Source organism: Stenotrophomonas lactitubi, from assembly GCF_002803515.1.
Classification (GTDB): Bacteria; Pseudomonadota; Gammaproteobacteria; order Xanthomonadales; family Xanthomonadaceae; genus Stenotrophomonas; species Stenotrophomonas lactitubi.
Map to the genome: position 1 here is coordinate 2,620,824 of NZ_PHQX01000001.1, position 18,354 is coordinate 2,639,177.

The following is an 18,354-nucleotide window of genomic DNA, read 5'->3' on the forward strand; positions in this document are numbered from 1 at the left end:
CTGCGTGCCCCTTGGCATCCGGCACCTGGCAGCGCTATGCTAGGTCCGTCACGTGGCGCCAGCTCCGCTGCCCACGGGATGCAACATCCCCTTGGGGCCATAGCTCAGCTGGGAGAGCGCGTCGTTCGCAATGACGAGGTCAGGAGTTCGATCCTCCTTGGCTCCACCATATGAAAAACAGAAAGCCCCGGCACTGCCGGGGCTTTCTGTTTTGGCCTTCCGCTCAGGCCGGGTCCTGCCCGCCGTCCTTGCGCACGGGTGCACGCGAATGTGCATCGTGCACCTTCTGGTCGTGCTGGCCGGGACGCTGTTTGGCCACTTCATCCTGCTGCCGGTCCTGGCGACTCTCCTGCACGCCTTCGTGTGCATTCGAGGTCTTCTTGTCGTGTTCGGTCATGAATCGCTCCCATGGCGCCGGCAACAGGCCGGCGTGACGCAGACAACGCTATCCGCGCCTGCGTGATGCGGTGGTCGGCTGCCCGCGAACAACGCGTGCAGCCATCACGCTCCTGCAGTGCTTGTGATCGTCATCGTCGCGTGGTCACAATCGGCGGATCACCTCGCACAAGGACGCGCCATGTATCGCCCTGCCCTGTTGATTCCACTGCTGCTCGCCACTGGCTGCGCGCATCGCCTTGACCGGCAACCGATGCCGCCACCGGGCTATATCGGCAATTACGAAGCGGTGCGTGCGGCGCAGGATGATCCCTCTCGCGGCATCTCCGGCGTTTTCGTGCTGACCGTGCAGGCCACCGGTACCGAAGGCGAGCGCATCTACCTCAACAGCGAGCGCGATTACCGCCATCCACTCAACATCACGCTCAACATCGATGCCGCGCTGCGCCCGGAACTGGAAAAAGCGTTCGGCATGAAGCTCGAACAGCTGCAGAACCGGCGCCTGCTGGTGCGCGGTACCGCGGGTCGGGTACGCATCGCCTTCATCGATTCGAACGGCCAGCAAAGCGACAAGTACTACTACCAGACCCAGATCCAGATCCGCGACGCCAAACAGCTGCGTTTCGCCCCGTAAGCCCACGAACGGCGCGCGTCGAAGATTGAGGGCACCGGTTCCGTTCCGGTGCCCTCAATGAAGCAATCGCTCAATCCAGCTTCACCACCAGCTTGCCGAAGTTGCGCCCCTGCAGCAGGCCAAAGAAGGCTTCCGGTGCACTCTCAAGCCCCTGCACGACGTCTTCGCGGTACTGGATACGCCCATCGCGCAGCCACTGCGGCATGTCGCGCTCGAAATCCGGCCACAGATGCTTGAAGTCGTGGACGATGAAGCCACGCACGGTCAGCCGCTGGCGCAGGATCTGGCTGAACAGCGCCGGCAGCCGATCCGGCCCAGGCTGCGCGACGCCGCGGGCATTGTAGGTGGCGATGGTGCCGCACACCGGAATGCGCGCGAAATCATTAAGCAGCGGCAGCACGGCGTCGAGCACATGCCCGCCCACGTTCTCGAAATACACGTCGATGCCATCCGGTACAGCAGCACGCAGCTGCCCGGCAAAATCGGAGGCGCGGTGGTCCAGCGCCACATCCACGCCCAGTGTTTCCAGGTACGCACGCTTGGCCTCGCCACCGGCGATGGCGACCACGCGCGCACCCTGCAGCTTGGCCAGCTGCGCCACGGTGGCACCGACCGGTCCGCTGGCAGCAGCCACCACCAGGGTCTCACCGGCTTGCAGCTTGCCGATTTCGATCAGGCTGGAGTACGCGGTGAACCCCGGCATGCCGTACACGCCCAGCGCCGTGCTGAGCGGCAGCCCGGCCGGATCCAGGCGCCGGCTGATCGCATCACCCGCCACCACGGCATGGGTCTGCCAGCCGCCAGGGGCCAGCACCAGGTCGCCCACCGCCAGGCCAGGCGCCTGCGACTGCAGCACTTCGGCCACGGTCTGGCCCTCCATCACCGCATCCACTGCCACGGGCGGTGCGTACGACGGGCCATCATCCATGCGTCCGCGCATGTACGGATCCAGCGACAGGTAGCGGTTGCGCAACAGCACCTGGCCGGGGCCCAGCGCCGGAAGGGGCGCCTGTTCGAGGCGGAAATTGGCGGCGACCGGCGCACCTTGCGGACGCGAGGCGAGCACGATGCGGGTGGTTGAATCGGACATGTCCAATGGCTCTGCTGCGGGCAGCGTCGGGGAGGGAACCGCGACAGTACGCCGTGCCCTGCCCTCGTGGGTGCCATGAAAACAGCGTTCCATCGGCACCGTCCCCACTCCGCCGCTGCATTGCTTGCCCCGTCAGCTTTGGCGTCAGCGGCGGGCCGCTGTTTTCCGCGTCCGGCATTCCCATCAGGCCGGCTCAACGCAGGATCAACCACTTGCAGCGCCTTCCGCCGGCCGCAGACACCAATGTGAAGGTTTTTTTCCAAAACGCTTGCCGAACCTGTCCTACGTCCGTAATATGCGCGTCCTCGGCAGCGACATCGCTGCAACGAAACAAGTGGCCGAGTAGCTCAGTTGGTAGAGCAGGGGATTGAAAATCCCCGTGTCGGCGGTTCGATTCCGTCCTCGGCCACCACTTTCGAAGACCTGCAGAAATGCAGGTCTTTTTTTCTACATGGCCGAGTAGCTCAGTTGGTAGAGCAGGGGATTGAAAATCCCCGTGTCGGCGGTTCGATTCCGTCCTCGGCCACCATGTTCGAAGACCTGCAGAAATGCAGGTCTTTTTTTTGTCTGTGACTTTCCGACCATGCGGCACGTGGATCGCGCCGCATCGATCCTGCGCGGACGCGGCCACACCGGTTGACGAAACATTCACACCTCCGCGTGCCGTGCACCCTACGCTCCAGACTCCTGCCCGGAGCCGATCAATGCACCTGCGCCCTGCCCTGCTCGCCTGCCTGCTGCTTTTCGCCGCACCGGCACTCGCTGCCGAGCCCGTGCGCGCCGTCAGTGAACTGAACATCGATCGCTACGCCGGGCAGTGGCACGAGATCGCACATCTGCCGGTGTCGTTCCAGAAGCAGTGCGTGGGCGAGATCACCGCCAACTACGGGCTGCGCCGCGATGGCCGCATCAGCGTCACCAATGCCTGCCGCAAGGCGGATGGCGAGCGGGTTGTCGCCGAAGGCGTGGCGCGGCCCGTTGCGGGACAGCCTGGCCAACTGCAGGTGCGCTTCGTTCCCGACTGGCTGAGCTGGGTGCCGCTGGTCTGGGCCGACTACTGGGTGATCGCGCTGGACCCGGACTACCAGTGGGCGATGGTCGGTGAACCCGGCCACAAGTATCTGTGGATCCTCGCGCGCCTGCCGGAGATGGACCGCGCCCTGTTCGACCGGCTCAAGGCAAAGGCCGAAGCGATGGGCTACGACCTCGCACCGCTGCGCATGATGGCGCCCCTGCGCGACGCGCCCGCCGATTGAGGCGCCGCCCAACCGGCGCACGCTACGTCCGCAATCCGGCATCGCGCACGCCTCGCGTGCATCTTCACGCGCTACCCTCTGTGGCCGGTCGCCGCAGGCGCCCTTTCCACCATACGCCGTAGTATGCTTATTCCACGCACCGCCTTCAGAGGACCTGCGCCCATGCTCCACCGCTTCCGTACCGTCTTGATCGTCCTGTGCACCCTGGCCCTGGTCGCTTGCGGCGATGGCATCGTCAAGCGTGTTTCGGAACCGGCCGCGAGCCTGCAGCAGCTGACCGTGCAGGCCAATGGCGACTGGACCGTCGCCCTGCGTCTGCAGAACTACAGTTCGATGCCGATGAGCTTCGACGATGTCGCGCTGGTCTTGACCATCGGCGACACCGATGCCGGCCCCCTGTCCGCCAAGCCGGGCATCTCCATCGGCGGCGTTTCCGCCGATGTCATCAACGTGAACTTCAAGCCCAGCCCGGCCGCACGCTTGGTGATCGCCGACGCCCTGGCCAGCAACCGCACCCTTGCCTACAACCTGAAGGGCACGGTGTCGGCCACGCCGCAGGAAAAGAAGCAGCGCACCTTCGACATCAACAGCCGCAGCACGCTGAACCAGGCCCCGGGCCTGCCCGGCGTACTGCGCTGATCTCCGCTTTCCGCCGCGACGCATCGCGCCGCTCCCCCTGTTACTGATCAAATCGAGACGCACCGATGAGCAGCTACACCGCCCCGCTTTCCGACCTTCGTTTCGGCCTGCACGATGTGCTGAAGGTCGAGCCGCTGTTCGCCCGTCTTGGCTTCACCGACGCCACCGCCGATGTTGTCGATGCCGTGCTGGAAGAAGCCGGCCGCTTCAGCGCCAGCGTACTGGCCCCGCTCAACAGCGTGGGCGACGAGATCGGCTGCGTGCTCGACCAGGCCAGCGGCGAAGTGACCACCCCGCCCGGCTTCAAGCAGGCCTACGATCAGTTCGTCGACGGCGGCTGGACCGGCCTGACCGCATCGCCGGAACTGGGCGGCCAGGGCCTGCCGCACACGCTGGGCGTGCCGCTCAATGAAATGATCAACGCCGCCAACCTCGCCTGGGGCAACTTCCCGCTGCTGTCGCACGGCGCCATCGAAGCGCTGAAGCAGCACGGCGAAGCCTGGCAGCACGAGGCATTCCTGAAGCCGCTGATCGAAGGCCGCTGGACCGGCACCATGTGTCTGACCGAGCCGCATTGCGGCACCGACCTGGGCCTGCTCAAGACCAAGGCCGAGCCGAACGCCGATGGCAGCTATTCGATCACCGGCACCAAGATCTTCATCACCGCCGGCGAGCACGATCTGACCGGCAACATCGTGCATCTGGTGCTGGCCAAGCTGCCCGACGCGCCGCCGGGCGCCAAGGGCATCTCGCTGTTCGTCACCCCGAAGTTCAAGGTCGACCGCGACGGCAACGTCGGCGAACGCAACGCGCTGCGCTGCGGCTCCATCGAGCACAAGATGGGCATCAAGGGCTCGGTCACCTGCGTGATGAATTTCGATGGCGCCCAGGGCTACCTGGTCGGCCAGCCGCACAAGGGCCTGCAGGCGATGTTCACCATGATGAACACTGCTCGCCTGGGCGTCGGCCTGCAGGGCATCGGTCTGTCCGAGCGCGCCTACCAGAACGCGCTGAAGTACAGCCGCGAGCGCCTGCAGTCGCGTTCACTCAGCGGCGCCAAGTTCCCGGACAAGCCGGCCGACCCGATTCTGGTGCATCCGGACGTGCGCCGCATGCTGCTGACCATCAAGTCGCTGGTGGAGGGCAGCCGCCTGCTGGCGCTGCACGCCGCCACCCTGATCGACGTCGCCCACCATGCAGAAGATGCCGGCGAACGTGAGCGCGCTGACACCCTGGTGAGCTTCCTGACCCCGATCTCGAAGGCCTGCCAGACCGAATGGGGCATCGAGAACACCTACAACGCCCTGCAGTGCTTCGGTGGCCACGGCTACATCCGCGAGCACGGCATGGAACAGCTGGCCCGCGATGCCCGCATCACCACGCTGTATGAAGGCACCACCGGCATCCAGGCGCTGGACCTGATCGGCCGCAAGACCGCGTCCAGCCAGGGCGCTGGCCTGAAGCTGATGCTGGCCGAGATCGAAACGTTCGCCAAGGCCAACGAGGGCAACGAAAGCCTGGCCGAGTTCATCGGCCCGCTGCGCGCCAAGGCCGCTGAGTGGGGCAAGCTGACGATGGACGTGCTGCAGCGTTCGGCCGCCAACCCGGACGAACTGGGCGCAGCCAGCTACGACTACCTGTTCTATTCGGGGTATGTGGTGCTGGCCTACTGGTGGGCGCGCAGCGTTGCCGCCGCCGATGCCAGCGCGCACGGCGCGGCATTCGCGCAGGGCAAGCGCGAGACCGCGCGCTTCTACTTCGCCCGCGTGCTGCCGCGCACCCTCGGCCATGCGGCCGCCATCCAGGCGGGTGCCGCACCGCTGATGGCAATGGACGACGAACGCTTCGGCGCCTGAGCCGGGCCGCGCCCGGCACCTGCGGTAGTGCCGGCCGCTGGCCGGCAACTGCAACAGCTGGAGCAACAGCAACAGCTGGTTTCCTGCGGGATGGCGGGGTGGGTCCAATTGCGGGGGACGGCGCAAGTACGTCCCTGTAGCCTCGGTCGCGCCATCCATGGCGCTCACGCCCCCGCAACCGGACCCACCCCGCCTTCGACAACTCCCCGCGGCTGTTGGTAGGTGTCGACCTTGGTCGACACGTAGATCCACGCCACGCGTGGATGGAAACCCCCGAAATCCATCTGGAGAAAAGCCCCCTTTTGTTAAAGGGGGCGCACCGACAGGTGCGGGGATTAGGTGGAATGCGCGGACCTGAATCATTGCGATTTGGGTTTCGCCCTCCGGGCGATACCCAAATCGCAATGATTCAGGTATAAGCTGTTTTCCCGATGGAGACAGACACTACACGCTTGGGTCTGATCGAAGCCGGAGCTCCGTTTTCTGCTCCGGGCGCCGAAGCATCGCCCAACGCCACGACGCTGCATCGCCCCGGCACGGTCCGGTTGCTCTCACTTGATGATCACGGGCGGGTCCTGGATTGGATCACCTGGCAGGACGCAGCCTGCCTCTACGCCCGCGATGCCGTCGCCTGGACCCTCGGCGACCCCTGCCTGCACATCCACGGTGGGACAAATCGTCGCAGTGGCATGCAGAGCGGGATGGACCTGCACCCGATCATCGCCGCGCGCGGCCACGCCCGCTCACGCGCGCTGGACCCGACGCCGAACCTGACCAACCCGGCCCTGTTCGCCCGCGACGCCCATCTCTGTCTTTACTGTGGCCAGCAGTTCGGACGCCCTACCCTCACCCGCGACCACGTCATGCCCTTGTCCAAAGGCGGCCTGGATACCTGGGAAAACGTAGTTACCGCCTGCTTCCACTGCAATTCGCGCAAGAGCGACCGCACCCCGCAACAGGCCGGCATGCCGCTGCTGGCAGTGCCTTACCGGCCGAGCTGGATCGAGCACCTGATCCTGTCCAACCGCAACATCCTGGCCGACCAGATGGCGTTCCTGAGGGCCCAGCTGCCCAAGCGTTCCAAGCTCTGCACCTGAACTGCCGGGAATGCAACCCTCACCGTCCTGTCACGGACGGCGGCGTTTGCTTGCCCCACCCCCGTTTGAGGGCGAAAATGGGCGTTCAGAACAAGTGCGAACATGATGATCGACTCTGCCCGCTATCCCCGCCTCGCGCGCATCCAGACACCGGATGACCTGCGCACGTTCGACGAATCCGAACTGACGGCGGTTGCCGATGAACTGCGTGCCTACCTGATCGAATCGGTTGGCAAAAGCGGCGGCCATTTCGCCGCTGGCCTGGGCGTGATCGAGCTCACCGTGGCCCTGCACTACCTGTACCAGACCCCGGTCGACCAGCTGGTCTGGGACGTCGGCCACCAGACGTACCCGCACAAGATCCTGACCGGCCGCCGCGACGAGATCCACACCGTCAAGCAGAAGGATGGCGTCGCGCCGTTCCCGAAGCGCGAAGAGAGCGAATACGACACCTTCGGTGTTGGCCACTCCTCGACCTCGATCTCTGCAGCGCTGGGCATGGCCATCGCGCGCCAGACCGAAGGTGACGACCGCAAGGTCGTGGCTGTGATCGGCGACGGCGCGATGACCGCCGGCATGGCGTTCGAAGCGCTCATGCACGCCGGTGGCATGGAGCCGGAACCAAACCTGCTGGTGATCCTCAACGACAACAACATGTCGATCTCCGAGGCAGTGGGTGGGCTGACCAAGATGCTCGGCCGCGCCACCGGCAGCCGCACGCTCAATGCGCTGCGCGAAGGCGGCAAGAAGATCCTCGGCGACAAGAAGAACAACCCCGCCCGTTTCGTGAAGCGCTGGGAAGAACACTGGAAGGGCATGTTCGTGCCGTCCACGATGTTCGAGGAAATGGGCTTCCATTACACCGGCCCGATCGACGGCCATGACCTGCCGGCGCTGCTGTCTGCGCTGAAGACGCTGCGTGCCTCCAAGGGCCCGAAGCTGCTGCATGTGATGACCACCAAGGGCAAGGGCTACGAGCCGGCCGAAGGCGACCAGATCGGTTACCACGCGGTGGGCCCGTTCGATCCGGACAAGGGTCTGGTGGCCAAGACCGGCGCCAAGAAGCCCACCTATACCGATGTGTTTGGCGACTGGCTGTGTGACGCCGCCGCGGCAGAGCCCCGCCTGTATGGCATCACCCCGGCGATGCGCGAAGGCTCGGGCCTGGTGCGCTTCAGCAAGGAGTATCCGCAGCGCTACTTCGATGTGGCCATCGCAGAGCAGCACGCGGTGACCCTGGCTGCAGGCATGGCCACCCAGGGTGGCAAGCCGGTGGTCGCGATCTATTCCACCTTCCTGCAGCGCGCGTACGACCAGCTGGTGCACGACGTGGCCATCCAGGATCTGGATGTGCTGTTCGCGATCGACCGCGCCGGCGTCGTCGGCCCCGATGGTGCAACCCACGCCGGCAACCTCGACCTCAGCTTCCTGCGCTGCGTGCCGAATATGGTGGTGATGGCTCCGTCCAACGAAGCCGAGTGCCGGCAGATGCTCAGCACCGGCCTGCAGCACCCCGGCCCGGCTGCAGTGCGCTATCCGCGCGGCAGCGGTACTGGCGTGGATGCCGGCAGCGATCTGTCGACCCTGCCGATCGGCAAGGGCGAGCTGCGCCTGCAGGGCAACCGCGTCGCCCTGCTCGCCTTCGGCAGCACCGTCGCCGCCGCCGAACAGGTCGGTCGCGAACTGGGTTTGAGCGTGGTCAACATGCGTTTCGTCAAGCCACTGGATCGCGAACTGGTGCTGGCCATGGCCAACCAGCACGACGCACTGGTGACGATCGAAGACAACGTGGTGGCGGGCGGCGCCGGTTCGGCCGTGGCCGAACTGCTCAATGCCGAGGACGTGCTGCGCCCGATCCTGCACCTGGGCCTGCCCGATGCCTTCCAGCATCACGCCAGCCGCGAGGACCTGCTGGCCGAGGCCGGCATCGATGCCGCCGGCATCCGTGCGGCCCTGCTCAAGCGCTGGCCGCAACTGGCAGCCGGCAATCCGCCACTGAGCGCGGCGGGCTGAGCGCCGCCAGGGTTACGGGGCCACGTCATGCGTGGCTCCCCAAGCCCCTCATCCACGCATGGCGTGGATAGGTACTGGTGGCGCAGAAATACATCCACACATGGCGTGGATCTACCGGGCGCTGGTGGCGCAGAAATACATCCACGCATGGCGTGGATCTGCCAGGGTGCCGGCGCAAAAGTAGATCCACGCCATGCGTGGATGCCGCAAACCCTGCCGGCGAACGGCGCTGTCAGCCGTAGCTGATCGCCTCGACAAAAGCACCGCTGGACTCCACCCGCACCGAGGCGCGCTGGCCGGTATCGGTGAAATGCAGGCGGGCCAGGGTTTCGGCGAAATCGAAGGCACGGACGCCATCGCGGAACTCGATCGGTTCCGGCTTGTCCGGGTGCAGCACGCGCCATTGGCGCTGCTCACATTGCAGTCGGATCAACATGCGTTGCTCACTCCTTGAACAGCGTATCGACGACGAGAGAATGACCGCACCAGGCGCGACAGGGATGGCCAGTGCGAACCTGGACGCGCAAGGCGTCCCGGGAGTCGACAATACGAGGAAAGAAGTGTGATCGCTATCAGATTTCTCTGATCTTGAGCCGATTGCGTCGGCCGCTCAATTCACCTGGAACTGGGCCCTGCAGCCGTTGCTGACCCAGATACCACGGCGGTCCCAGCCCCAGCTCTGGCCTTCGATGCAGGCACTGCGCGATTCCTGCCGGACCAGACGCACACCGCGACGAACCTGTGCATCGCAGTACTGCTGGCGCCGGTCATTGGAATGGCAGGCAATCACCTGGCCGCCACCACCCCACTGGCTTCCGCCCCAGCCGTTGCCACCACCGCCGCCCCAACCACCGCCGCCACCGCCCGGTCGCCGGTATTCACCGACGAATTCGGCACGGCAGCCTTGGGTAACCCAGACACCGTAACGGGACTGGCCCCAGGTCTCACCTTCCACACAGGGGGAGCCGGACAACTGGCGGATCATGCGCGCGCGCCCTTCCAGCCGGCACTCGTTGCTGCGGTTCTTGATCGATTCGCAGCGCACGATGCCATTGCCACCACGATCATCGTAGCGATCGTCGTAGCCATAGTTCTGCGCCTGCACGCCGCCAGCGGCAGCCATCATCGGCAACAGGGTGCACGCCACGGTGCGCCAAGTGAGTCCCTTGCCCATCCCTCGTCTCCAGGTGAATACGGTGGAGGCAAGCATCGGGGATTCCGGGCGTGGCGCACAGAGGGAGCTGCGACGGCGGTTTTTCCCCCATTCAACCAACCCAACCGCAACTGACTGCGGCTGCGGCGGCTCAGCGGCCGAAGTGCAGCGCGTCGACCGCGGTGCCCAGTGCTTCCACGCGCACGGTGCTGTGCTGGCCGGTACGGCAGTGATGTTCGCTGGCCCGCGAGGCAGCGGCGTCGAAGGCTGCCGCACCAGTGCTGAACTCTTCGGTCGCGCGTGTCTGCGGATCCAGGACGGACCAGCGCTGGGCGGTGCATTGGACAGTGATGACCATGGTGGGCTCCTGCGTTTCTGGGAAATCCGGGACCGGCGCAAGGCCGATCTCCGATGCCCGACCAGCCTAGCCAGCGCCCCGGGGAAGACCTATCGGATTTATCCGAAAACTCCCTACCGGCACCTCAGAAAGCGCCGCCCATCACATCCCTGAGGCCATTTAGGAAATCCATTCCGTGACCCTTGTCACGAAGTCAGCCGCGCTTCACACTATCGTCATCAACAGGGGCCCCTTCCACATGCGCACCTCGCTTCCACTGCAGCGTTCGACGCTGCTGAAGTTCTATTTTGCCGCCAGCTACGTGGTATTGATCGAGGAACTGGTCCGCGCATCGCTGAGTTGAGGATTGGCCAGCGATGCTTGCCGCTGCTGCGGGGACCGAACAAACTGTCGGTTTACGGCACGGAGCCGCACCCATGAAAGTCCTGTTCCTGATCCCGCTGCTGGCCCTGGCCGCGTGCGCCAGCCCGGAAAAACCGGTCACCCATGACACCGCCACGCCCGTGGTTGGTGGTGATCGCGATGCACACGGATGCATCGGTTCGGCCGGCTATCAGTGGTGCGAGCACAGCCAGCGCTGCGAGCGCCCATGGGAACTGGCGCAAGCGCAGGGCCTGGCCAACACTGCCGAAGCCATCGACGCCTACTGCGCCACCCCGGCAACGCCGGCGCGCAGGTAACGGGTGCTGCCGATGACCGACCTGGCCCCACTGCCCGCGCTGACACCTGGCCGCTACCGCCACTTCAAAGGTGGCGAGTACGAGGTGATCGACATCGTCCGCAGCAGTGAAACGCTGCAGCCGATGGTGCTCTATCGCGCCCTGTACGGCGAAGGCGGACTGTGGGTGCGTCCCTATCCGATGTTCATTGAACAGGTGCCCGGCGAGCACGGCCCGCAGGCACGCTTCGCCCGCATCAGCGACTGAGCGCCGCGGCTCACGCCGCGCGCACGGCATCGCCGGGCATGCTGAAGCATTCCTGCGAGACGGAACCCGCATGCGCCACACCCTGTTGATCGTCCTGTCGCTGGCCAGCACCTCGGTGCTGGCCGCAGAACCTCCCAGCTTCGACCGTCCCGGCATCGGCTTCGGCACTGACACGGTGCCGCGTGGCGGCCTTGCCGTCGAAGTGGGCCTGCCCAGCTATCAACGCGATCGTGATCGCGACGGCCTGCGTACGACCTCGCTGTCGAGCGACCTGTTGCTGCGCACCGGGTTGGCGCCGGGCTGGGAACTGCAGTTGGCGTCCACACCGTGGCAGCGCCAGCGCGAACGTGGCCCTGACATGCCACGCACGCAGCAGCGCGGCGCCGGCGACAGCACCGTCGGAGTGAAATGGGCAGGTCCTGGCAGTACCGAGCGCACGGCCTGGGCGCTGCTGGCAAGCGGTGTGATCGCACGTGGCGATGCCGCCTTCAGCGATGGCCGCCAGTACGCGCTGGCCGCCAGCGTCGAACACACCTTCAACGACCGCTGGAGCGGTGCGCTGTATGGCAGCCATCAGCGCGGCGCAGGCGAGCGCAGCACGACCTGGTCGCCGACTCTCGCGCTGAACGTGACCGAGCGGCTGGGCACCTATCTCGAAGCCGGCTTTACCCACGCCAGGCAGCAACCCGACCAGGCCATCGCCGGCGCAGGCCTGACCTGGATGCTGCGGCCGAACGTGCAGCTGGACGCCTCTTTCGATCTCGGCCTCAATCGCAACAGCCCCGACCTGCAGCTCGGCACCGGCATCGCGTTCTATCTGCAGTGACCTGCTGAACTGATCGTGCGCGTCGGGCGCATCGCCCCCGCGCTACAATCATACCGTCCAGTCGGTTTCGTCCCCCATGCCAGAATCCCCTCCCCGCTCCCGCCGCAAGGCGCCCGACAGCGTGCGCCAGGCGCTGCTGCACGCGACCGCCCATACCATCGGCCAGAATGGACTGGCGGCCCTCACCGTGCAGGACGTCGCCGACGCGGCCGGTGTCAGCAAGGGCGCGCTGTTCCATCATTTCGGCAGCAAGCAGGACCTGATCGAGGCGACGCTGACTTCGCTCATCGCCGACTTCGAGGACAGAGTGCGCGAGGTGCTGCGGCAGTCCCCGCCGCGCCATGGCGGCTTCAGCCGTGCCTATGTGCAGGTCAATTTCGAACATCTGCTGCAGCAGGAGCAGATCAACGACATCGGGCTCACCATGGGCAACATGCTGGAGCCGGCGCTGCTGGTGTACTGGCGAACGTGGCTGCGCGGCATGCTGGCCGAGTTTCCGGATGAAGCCTGCGATCCGCGGCTGTATGCCGCGCGTTGCGTTGCCGATGGGTACTGGGCCACCGCCTATGGGCGGCCCTTGGATGAAAACGAACGCCAGAACGCCCAGGCCATGGCCCTGGAGGCACTGAAGCTGTGCGAACCGGCATGAGCGGGAGACTGCGATGAACCCCTATTTCTACCTGGCCGGCGCGATCGTGCTGGAAGTGATCGCCACCTCCCTGCTCAAGGCATCGGAAGGCATGACCCGCCTCGGCCCCACGCTGGGCGCGCTCGCCGGTTACGGTGTGTGCTTCTACCTGCTGTCGCTGACGATGAAGTCGATCCCCACCGGCATTGCCTATGCCATCTGGTCCGGCGTCGGCATCGTGCTGATCTCGCTGATCGGCCTGCTGGTGTTCAAGCAGCGCCTGGATGCGCCGGCACTGATCGGCATCGGCCTGATCTGTGCCGGCGTACTGGTCATCAATCTGTTCTCGCACAGCAGCGCGCATTGAGCGCGCCGCTGCACGAACTGCCGGGCTAGGCGACCTTCTTCGCGACGGTCATGCCAAGCACGAAAAGTACAACCGCAATGATGATGCCAGCCCAGAACAGGAACTTGGCGATCCCTACCGCGGCGCCGGCAATACCGCCGAAACCCAGCGCGCCGGCGATCAGGCCGATGATGGCGAAAATGATGGCCCACTTGATCATGTCGATCCTCTCCCTGACGGGAATACTGAAGGTGCGATCAGGTTAGGCAGGCCGCGATGCCACACGCGTGAACAGGTCGCAGGCGCGGCGTGAAACGATCCGGCTCAGCGCGGCCGGAAGCGCAGCAGCGCCACTGCGAAGGCGAGAAACACGCTGCCGACCAGGCGTTCGAACCAGCGTTGCGCAAAGGGCTTTGCCAGCCAACGGCGCAGCCCATGTCCACCCGCCGCGTACATCACGTACCAGAACAGTTCGCAGGTAGCGAAGGTGGCCACCAGAACCGTGTACTGCACGGCCTGGCCACGCGCGGGGTCGACGAACTGCGGCAGGAACGCCGCGGCGAACAGCAGCAGCTTGGGATTGCTCAGCCCCACCAGCAGACCACCACGGAACACCGCCCAGGCACCATGCACCGGCGCCAGGGCTGCATCGACGTCTGTCGCCACCGGCGCCTGCCGGCAGCTGTCCCGCCAGGCCTTGATGCCCAACCAGGCCAGGTAGGCCACACCCAGATAGCGCAGCACATCGAACAGCATCGGCGACGAGCGCAGCACCGCGCTCAGGCCGGCCGCGGACGCCGCAAGCACCAGCAGCATCGCCAGCAGGCAACCGGCCATGGCGGGCACGCTGCGACGGAAGCCCAGGCCGACACTGCGCCCCAGGATGTGCAGCATGTTCGGACCCGGCGTGCCGCACAGCACGAACACTGTCGCCAGGAACCACCACCAGGTATGCAGGGCCATCACTTCGTCCACCGGAATAATCCCTGCAAGGATAGTGCGCAGCGGCTGTCACCACCATGCACAGTCCAAGGTCGATTCGACGGTTACAGCTGCTGCGGCTCAGCCGCTGGCAACGCGCGACGCACGCAGTTCGGCCATCGCGATGCGAAGCACCCGCAGCGCCGAGCGCAGGAACACGACCAGCAGTGCGACGGCGACCAGCAGGTCCGGCCAACCGGCACCAAACAGCGCCACCAGCGCCGCCGCCAGCACCACCGAAATGCCCTCGAAGATATCGTTGCGCGCGCATTCCCAGGCCGATGCCAGGTTCACGTCGTCATTGCGATACGGCGTCAGCAGCCACAGGCAGAAGCCATTCGCGGCAAGATTCAGCAGCGCGGCCAGGCCCATGCTTTCGAACAGGGGAACCTGCGGATGCGCCAGCCGCCATCCGATCTGTACCGCCACTGCCACCGCCGCCGCCAGGATCAGCACGCCCTTGAACAGCGCAACCCGCGCCTTGGCCGCCACGCCGGCACCCACCACCAGCAGGCTCAGCAGGTAGGTGGCGGCGTCACCCAGGTTGTCCAGCGCACCGGACAGCAGCGCGGACGAGTGGCTGTACCACGACGCGCCGACCATCATCAGGAAGGTTGCCAGGTTGATCAGCAGCACGATCCACAGCACACGCCGGTGGCGCGCCTGCATGGCCGCCACATCCAGCGTCTTGCCGCAGCCACAGCATTCGCCCATCGCCCTGCCCTCTGCCTGTCGTACCCCATTATCACGCCGATCAGGCGTGTCGGCAGCTGCTGCGACGGATCCGCCCGTAATTGCGCGTCCGGCCAAGCCGGCACGCAGCATCCCGACCTCGGTTGTGCTGCAATGGCACTCCCCGGCATGGAGACACGCATGAAGACGCTTGGCCTGATCGGTGGCATGAGCTGGGAAAGTTCGGCGCAGTACTACCGCCTCATCAACGAAGAGGTACGCGCGCGGTTGGGCGGCGCGCACTCGGCGCAGTTGCTGATGTGGTCGCTGGATTTCGCCCGCATCAAGCAGCTGCAGCATGACGGCGACTGGGACGCACTGGGCAACGAGATGGTCGATGCGGCCCAGCGGCTGCAGGCCGGTGGCGCCGAACTGCTGCTGATCTGCACCAACACCATGCACAAGCTTGTTGGTGAGATCGAGGCGGCCTGCCCGCTGCCCCTGCTGCACATCGCCGACCCGACCGCCACGGCGATCGTGCAGGCCGGTCTGCAGCGTGTCGGCCTGCTCGGCACGGCGTTCACCATGGAAGAGGACTTCTACCGTGGGCGGCTGAGCGAGCGCTTCGGCCTGGACGTCCTGGTTCCGGAGGCCGACGACCGTCGCGATGTGCACGCGATCATCTACCAGGAGTTGATCGCCGGCGTGGTCAGCGAGCGATCACGGCAGGTGTACGTCGAGGTGATCGAACGCCTGGTTGCCCGCGGTGCCGAAGCGATCATCCTGGGCTGTACCGAGATCATGCTGCTGGTACGTACCGAAGACAGCCCGGTGCCGCTGTTCGACACCACGACCCTGCATGCGCGCGCGGCGGTGGACGCGGCGTTGGCATGACGCACATCGCCGTGCACCCGGTCACGCGGTCGGTTCGGGCTGCACTTCCAGCGAAGTGACCAGCCATTCCACCACCGGTGGCGAATCGCACAGGAAGAACACGGCGTCGCCGCTGCGGGCTTCGGTCAGCATCCGGTAGACGCTGATCGCCACGCCCGATTGGTTGGCGATGAAAATCTCACTGCTGCGCGGCCCGTCGGCCTGGCGGGAAACCAGCCGCAAGGCACGCCGGGCCGCTACCGTATCTTCCGGCTCGGCTTGGCGGGTCAATTCCAGGCCACGCAGGCCCCAGGCAACAAAAACACGCTTGCCCTTGAACGTCGTGTCCAGGACCTGCACTTCGACCGCGCCTGTGCCGGCCGACCGATGAATGACGATACTGCTGATCAACGCAACCCCCTGTGGTCGTCGTGGTCCGCACATCCTTGTCCGCACCCGCGCCAGCAGCCACGGGCGAGGCCCGGAGGTCGCGTTCGAAAGCGCTGGAACGTGTAAAAAACTGTAAACCGATGCAATCGGATGTGCCGGGGATGATACGGGATGTAACGCCCTGCATGCGCTGCCGGACACTTATAAATCCGTCCTGAGCCAGCGCGGGCCCCGGTCGTCGCAGAGCGCCGCACGTGCGCCATTCTTGCGTCCCATTCCCAACCCGAGGTTTCAATGAGCCTTCGCCTGCTACTGCCCCTGGGCGGTTCTGCGCTTGCCCTGCTGCTGGCCGCAACCACGGTCTCGGCCCAGGATTACGACAGCGAGTCATCGCCGCGCACGACCTGCGAATCACACTTCAACAAGACCCAGCAGTGCCCGTTCGAAGGACGTGCGCGACTGGCGCGGCAGCTGTCGGTGACGCGATGCGTGGAAGACGACAACTGGGGACAGCGCCGCGGCATGCTGTGGGTTACCGATGGCTGTCGCGCCGAATTCGTCGCCGAAGAGCGTGGGCGAGGTCGTTGGCCCGGACGTGACCGTGACCGTGATCGCGATGGCGAGCGCCTGGTCTGCGAATCCTACGAAAACAAGGAGAAACAGTGCCGCATCCGCGTCCGTCATGACGTGCGGCTGGTCAAGCAGAAGTCGGTCACCACCTGCACCGAGGACCGCAACTGGGGCTGGGACCGACGCGGCGTATGGGTCAGCGACGGCTGCCGCGCCGAATTCCGCGTCTACTGAGTGCGATGGCTGCGCACCCATCCTCGCTAGAATGAGGCTCTCACAGCAGGAAACACCGCATGGAACGCTGGTATCTGGCAACGATGATGTCCTTGCTGCTGCATCAGATCGATGCCGCGTTCTGGCAGGAGTGGCAGATGTTCCAGGTGCCCGGCGGCATCCAGGGATTCCTGCTGTTCAATCTGCTTGCCATCGGCGTACTGCTGCACGGTTATCGCCAGGTGGTGCTCGGCCTGGGTTCTGCGCGCCGCTACGCGCTGTTGTGCGGCGTGCTGGGTATCGGCACCGCCCTCATCCATGCCGGCTTCGCTGCGGCCGGTCGCGATGAATTCCACCTGCCGCTGTCGCTGCTCACGCTTCTGGCCTGCCTGGTCAGCGGCAGCGGCTTGCTGCTGCGCAGCCGTCGGCGATGACCCCGCAGGCTCCAGCACTTCGGGTGCGCGCGGCCGAGTGCACGGATCTTCCGGCACTGATCGCCCTGGACAGCGTTGCGGCCGATGACCCACGCCGTGCCGCGCAGATCGGCCAGTGGCTGGCGGACGGCCACATGCACGTTGTCGAGCTCGATGGCACGCTGGCTGGCTACCGGGTCCAGCATCGGCACTTCTTCGGCGAGGCCTTCATCGAGATGCTGATGGTGGCCGCGCCGCTGCGCAGACACGGCATCGGCCGTGCGTTGCTTCTGCATGCCACGTCGATCAGCGCGGGCACCCGACTTTTCAGCTCGACCAACCAGTCCAATGCCAGCATGCAGCGGCTGCTGGCAGCCGCAGGTTTCGTGCAGTGCGGGATCGTGCACGGCCTCGACGAAGGCGATCCGGAGCTGATCTACCGCTTCGCCACTGACGATGTGAGGTAAGGCGCAACCTTCGCTTCCAGCAGCGCCATCAACGCCGGATCCATGCAGCGATAGTCGTCGGGGATGTCCAGGCAGTGCAGCGGCGTGTGCTCAAGCAGGCGCGCGAAATTCGCCTGCAGCCGATGCTGGTGCTTGGGCTCCATGACGAAGATGACATCAGCCCAGCGGATATCCGCTGGGCTGATGGGCCGGCGCGCGTGCGGGCTGGTGCCGGCCGAGCGCGCACTGATACCCGGCCGGCGCTGCCACATCGCTTCGGCGGTGGGGCTGCGCAGCTGGTTGCGGCTGCAGACAAACAGCAGGTTCAACATTCCTGATCCAGTAGTTGTCTCGGGCTGAGGACCGGATAGGTGAAACCCAGCTGGCGCGCCCGCAGCAGCTTGTCGCCACGCGTATACATCAGCTTCCAGTTCTTTTCCGGCTTGAAGATCGGCAGTGGTGCCGTGTGGTCGCCGCCGTGGTGGCGCGACTGCGAGCGCCTCCAGGCGCGGTTCCTTTGCGTTTCCATGATCGTATTCTCGTGAGTACCGGGTTCAGCAGCCGCGGTAGTACGAGTG

Annotated in this window: 26 protein-coding genes and 3 tRNA genes; 18 read left to right on the forward strand and 11 right to left on the reverse strand. The window is 65.6% G+C overall.

Features of this window, described 5'->3' with window-relative positions; genetic code table 11:
• Positions 1-93: 93 nt before the first annotated feature.
• A tRNA-Ala gene (locus CR156_RS12325) sits at positions 94-169 on the forward strand.
• 54 nt (positions 170-223) lie between these two features.
• Here the strand turns inward: CR156_RS12325 and CR156_RS22970 are convergent.
• The gene (locus tag CR156_RS22970) at positions 224-397 is read right to left on the reverse strand and encodes a hypothetical protein (RefSeq protein ID WP_165780992.1); all 174 of its coding nucleotides are present in this window, start codon (positions 395-397) and stop codon (positions 224-226) included.
• Between the two features lie 180 nt (positions 398-577).
• On the opposite strand from CR156_RS22970, the gene CR156_RS12330 reads away from it, so the two are divergent.
• A complete protein-coding gene (locus CR156_RS12330; protein ID WP_100553066.1) occupies positions 578-1,030 on the forward strand; it encodes a hypothetical protein in 453 nt (150 codons plus the stop codon).
• A 70-nt stretch (positions 1,031-1,100) separates the two neighbouring features.
• On the opposite strand, the gene CR156_RS12335 is transcribed toward CR156_RS12330, so the two are convergent.
• Positions 1,101-2,120, reverse strand: a complete 1,020-nt coding sequence (locus tag CR156_RS12335; protein ID WP_100553067.1) for an NADP-dependent oxidoreductase — start codon at positions 2,118-2,120, stop codon at positions 1,101-1,103.
• 336 nt (positions 2,121-2,456) lie between these two features.
• On the opposite strand from CR156_RS12335, the gene CR156_RS12340 reads away from it, so the two are divergent.
• The 7 genes from CR156_RS12340 (at position 2,457) to dxs (ending at position 8,981) form a co-directional block, all read left to right on the forward strand.
• Positions 2,457-2,532 (forward strand) — tRNA-Phe (locus CR156_RS12340).
• Positions 2,533-2,573: 41 nt separating this feature from the next.
• Positions 2,574-2,649, forward strand: a tRNA-Phe gene (locus CR156_RS12345).
• A 175-nt stretch (positions 2,650-2,824) separates the two neighbouring features.
• Complete coding sequence (locus tag CR156_RS12350; protein WP_100553068.1) at positions 2,825-3,376, forward strand: lipocalin family protein; 552 nt, start codon at positions 2,825-2,827, stop codon at positions 3,374-3,376.
• A gap of 162 nt (positions 3,377-3,538) precedes the next feature.
• On the forward strand, positions 3,539-4,015 hold the full coding sequence (locus CR156_RS12355) for an LEA/WHy family protein (RefSeq protein WP_100553069.1): 477 nt from the start codon (positions 3,539-3,541) through the stop codon (positions 4,013-4,015).
• Between the two features lie 65 nt (positions 4,016-4,080).
• Positions 4,081-5,871: an acyl-CoA dehydrogenase C-terminal domain-containing protein gene (locus CR156_RS12360; RefSeq protein WP_100553070.1), complete on the forward strand. Its 1,791-nt coding sequence runs from the start codon at positions 4,081-4,083 to the stop codon at positions 5,869-5,871.
• 431 nt (positions 5,872-6,302) lie between these two features.
• A complete protein-coding gene (locus CR156_RS12370) occupies positions 6,303-6,968 on the forward strand; it encodes an HNH endonuclease (RefSeq protein ID WP_100553072.1) in 666 nt (221 codons plus the stop codon).
• 105 nt (positions 6,969-7,073) lie between these two features.
• Positions 7,074-8,981 (forward strand): 1-deoxy-D-xylulose-5-phosphate synthase, encoded by a 1,908-nt coding sequence (gene dxs / locus CR156_RS12375; protein ID WP_100554159.1) that lies wholly within the window; start codon positions 7,074-7,076, stop codon positions 8,979-8,981.
• 232 nt (positions 8,982-9,213) lie between these two features.
• Here dxs and CR156_RS12380 read toward each other — a convergent pair whose 3' ends face one another.
• The 3 genes from CR156_RS12380 to CR156_RS12390 form a co-directional block, all read right to left on the reverse strand.
• Positions 9,214-9,417 carry a hypothetical protein gene (locus CR156_RS12380; protein WP_032978640.1) on the reverse strand — a complete coding sequence of 68 codons (204 nt, stop codon included), beginning with the start codon at positions 9,415-9,417 and terminating at the stop codon, positions 9,214-9,216.
• A gap of 174 nt (positions 9,418-9,591) precedes the next feature.
• Positions 9,592-10,155: a DUF3011 domain-containing protein gene (locus CR156_RS12385; protein ID WP_089236266.1), complete on the reverse strand. Its 564-nt coding sequence runs from the start codon at positions 10,153-10,155 to the stop codon at positions 9,592-9,594.
• Positions 10,156-10,285: 130 nt separating this feature from the next.
• A complete protein-coding gene (locus CR156_RS12390; RefSeq protein ID WP_100553073.1) occupies positions 10,286-10,492 on the reverse strand; it encodes a hypothetical protein in 207 nt (68 codons plus the stop codon).
• A gap of 416 nt (positions 10,493-10,908) precedes the next feature.
• Here CR156_RS12390 and CR156_RS12395 point away from each other — a divergent pair, with 416 nt between their 5' ends.
• The 5 genes from CR156_RS12395 to CR156_RS12415 all read left to right on the forward strand — a co-directional run bounded on the left by CR156_RS12395 (position 10,909) and on the right by CR156_RS12415 (position 13,239).
• On the forward strand, positions 10,909-11,172 hold the full coding sequence (locus CR156_RS12395) for a hypothetical protein (protein ID WP_100553074.1): 264 nt from the start codon (positions 10,909-10,911) through the stop codon (positions 11,170-11,172).
• 12 nt (positions 11,173-11,184) lie between these two features.
• The gene (locus tag CR156_RS12400; RefSeq protein WP_100554160.1) at positions 11,185-11,418 is read left to right on the forward strand and encodes a DUF1653 domain-containing protein; all 234 of its coding nucleotides are present in this window, start codon (positions 11,185-11,187) and stop codon (positions 11,416-11,418) included.
• Between the two features lie 70 nt (positions 11,419-11,488).
• Positions 11,489-12,244: a transporter gene (locus CR156_RS12405; RefSeq protein ID WP_100553075.1), complete on the forward strand. Its 756-nt coding sequence runs from the start codon at positions 11,489-11,491 to the stop codon at positions 12,242-12,244.
• Positions 12,245-12,320: 76 nt separating this feature from the next.
• Complete coding sequence (locus CR156_RS12410) at positions 12,321-12,893, forward strand: TetR/AcrR family transcriptional regulator (RefSeq protein WP_100553076.1); 573 nt, start codon at positions 12,321-12,323, stop codon at positions 12,891-12,893.
• A 13-nt stretch (positions 12,894-12,906) separates the two neighbouring features.
• The gene (locus CR156_RS12415; RefSeq protein ID WP_089236273.1) at positions 12,907-13,239 is read left to right on the forward strand and encodes an SMR family transporter; all 333 of its coding nucleotides are present in this window, start codon (positions 12,907-12,909) and stop codon (positions 13,237-13,239) included.
• 25 nt (positions 13,240-13,264) lie between these two features.
• On the opposite strand, the gene CR156_RS12420 is transcribed toward CR156_RS12415, so the two are convergent.
• The 3 genes from CR156_RS12420 to CR156_RS12430 form a co-directional block, all read right to left on the reverse strand.
• Positions 13,265-13,438, reverse strand: a complete 174-nt coding sequence (locus CR156_RS12420; protein WP_025876319.1) for a DUF1328 domain-containing protein — start codon at positions 13,436-13,438, stop codon at positions 13,265-13,267.
• A gap of 104 nt (positions 13,439-13,542) precedes the next feature.
• A complete protein-coding gene (locus CR156_RS12425) occupies positions 13,543-14,181 on the reverse strand; it encodes a LysE family translocator (protein ID WP_099819122.1) in 639 nt (212 codons plus the stop codon).
• Between the two features lie 99 nt (positions 14,182-14,280).
• Entirely contained in the window at positions 14,281-14,913 is a 633-nt protein-coding gene (locus tag CR156_RS12430; protein WP_100553077.1) for a cation transporter, read from the reverse strand.
• A gap of 147 nt (positions 14,914-15,060) precedes the next feature.
• Between CR156_RS12430 and CR156_RS12435 the strand changes: the two genes are divergently transcribed.
• Entirely contained in the window at positions 15,061-15,765 is a 705-nt protein-coding gene (locus CR156_RS12435) for an aspartate/glutamate racemase family protein (protein WP_409349572.1), read from the forward strand.
• A 21-nt stretch (positions 15,766-15,786) separates the two neighbouring features.
• Here the strand turns inward: CR156_RS12435 and CR156_RS12440 are convergent, their stop codons facing one another.
• Positions 15,787-16,155 (reverse strand): hypothetical protein, encoded by a 369-nt coding sequence (locus CR156_RS12440; protein ID WP_223880333.1) that lies wholly within the window; start codon positions 16,153-16,155, stop codon positions 15,787-15,789.
• Between the two features lie 273 nt (positions 16,156-16,428).
• Here CR156_RS12440 and CR156_RS12445 point away from each other — a divergent pair, with 273 nt between their 5' ends.
• Genes CR156_RS12445 through CR156_RS12455 form a run of 3 tightly spaced genes read left to right on the forward strand, consistent with a single transcriptional unit; the run spans position 16,429 to position 17,797 of the window.
• Positions 16,429-16,938: a DUF3011 domain-containing protein gene (locus CR156_RS12445; RefSeq protein WP_100460895.1), complete on the forward strand. Its 510-nt coding sequence runs from the start codon at positions 16,429-16,431 to the stop codon at positions 16,936-16,938.
• A gap of 59 nt (positions 16,939-16,997) precedes the next feature.
• Positions 16,998-17,351 carry a DUF6713 family protein gene (locus CR156_RS12450; RefSeq protein ID WP_100553080.1) on the forward strand — a complete coding sequence of 118 codons (354 nt, stop codon included), beginning with the start codon at positions 16,998-17,000 and terminating at the stop codon, positions 17,349-17,351.
• Positions 17,348-17,797 carry a GNAT family N-acetyltransferase gene (locus CR156_RS12455; RefSeq protein WP_100553081.1) on the forward strand — a complete coding sequence of 150 codons (450 nt, stop codon included), beginning with the start codon at positions 17,348-17,350 and terminating at the stop codon, positions 17,795-17,797. The genes CR156_RS12450 and CR156_RS12455 overlap by 4 nt, the downstream gene beginning before the upstream one ends.
• Here the strand turns inward: CR156_RS12455 and CR156_RS12460 are convergent.
• Together CR156_RS12460 and CR156_RS12465 are read right to left on the reverse strand one after the other, a co-directional pair.
• The gene (locus tag CR156_RS12460) at positions 17,767-18,108 is read right to left on the reverse strand and encodes a low molecular weight protein tyrosine phosphatase family protein (protein ID WP_025876304.1); all 342 of its coding nucleotides are present in this window, start codon (positions 18,106-18,108) and stop codon (positions 17,767-17,769) included. The two genes, CR156_RS12455 and CR156_RS12460, sit on opposite strands and share 31 nt — an antisense overlap.
• Positions 18,102-18,305, reverse strand: coding sequence for a hypothetical protein (locus tag CR156_RS12465; protein WP_100553082.1), 204 nt, complete (start codon positions 18,303-18,305; stop codon positions 18,102-18,104). The genes CR156_RS12460 and CR156_RS12465 overlap by 7 nt, the downstream gene beginning before the upstream one ends.
• Positions 18,306-18,354: the final 49 nt, after the last annotated feature.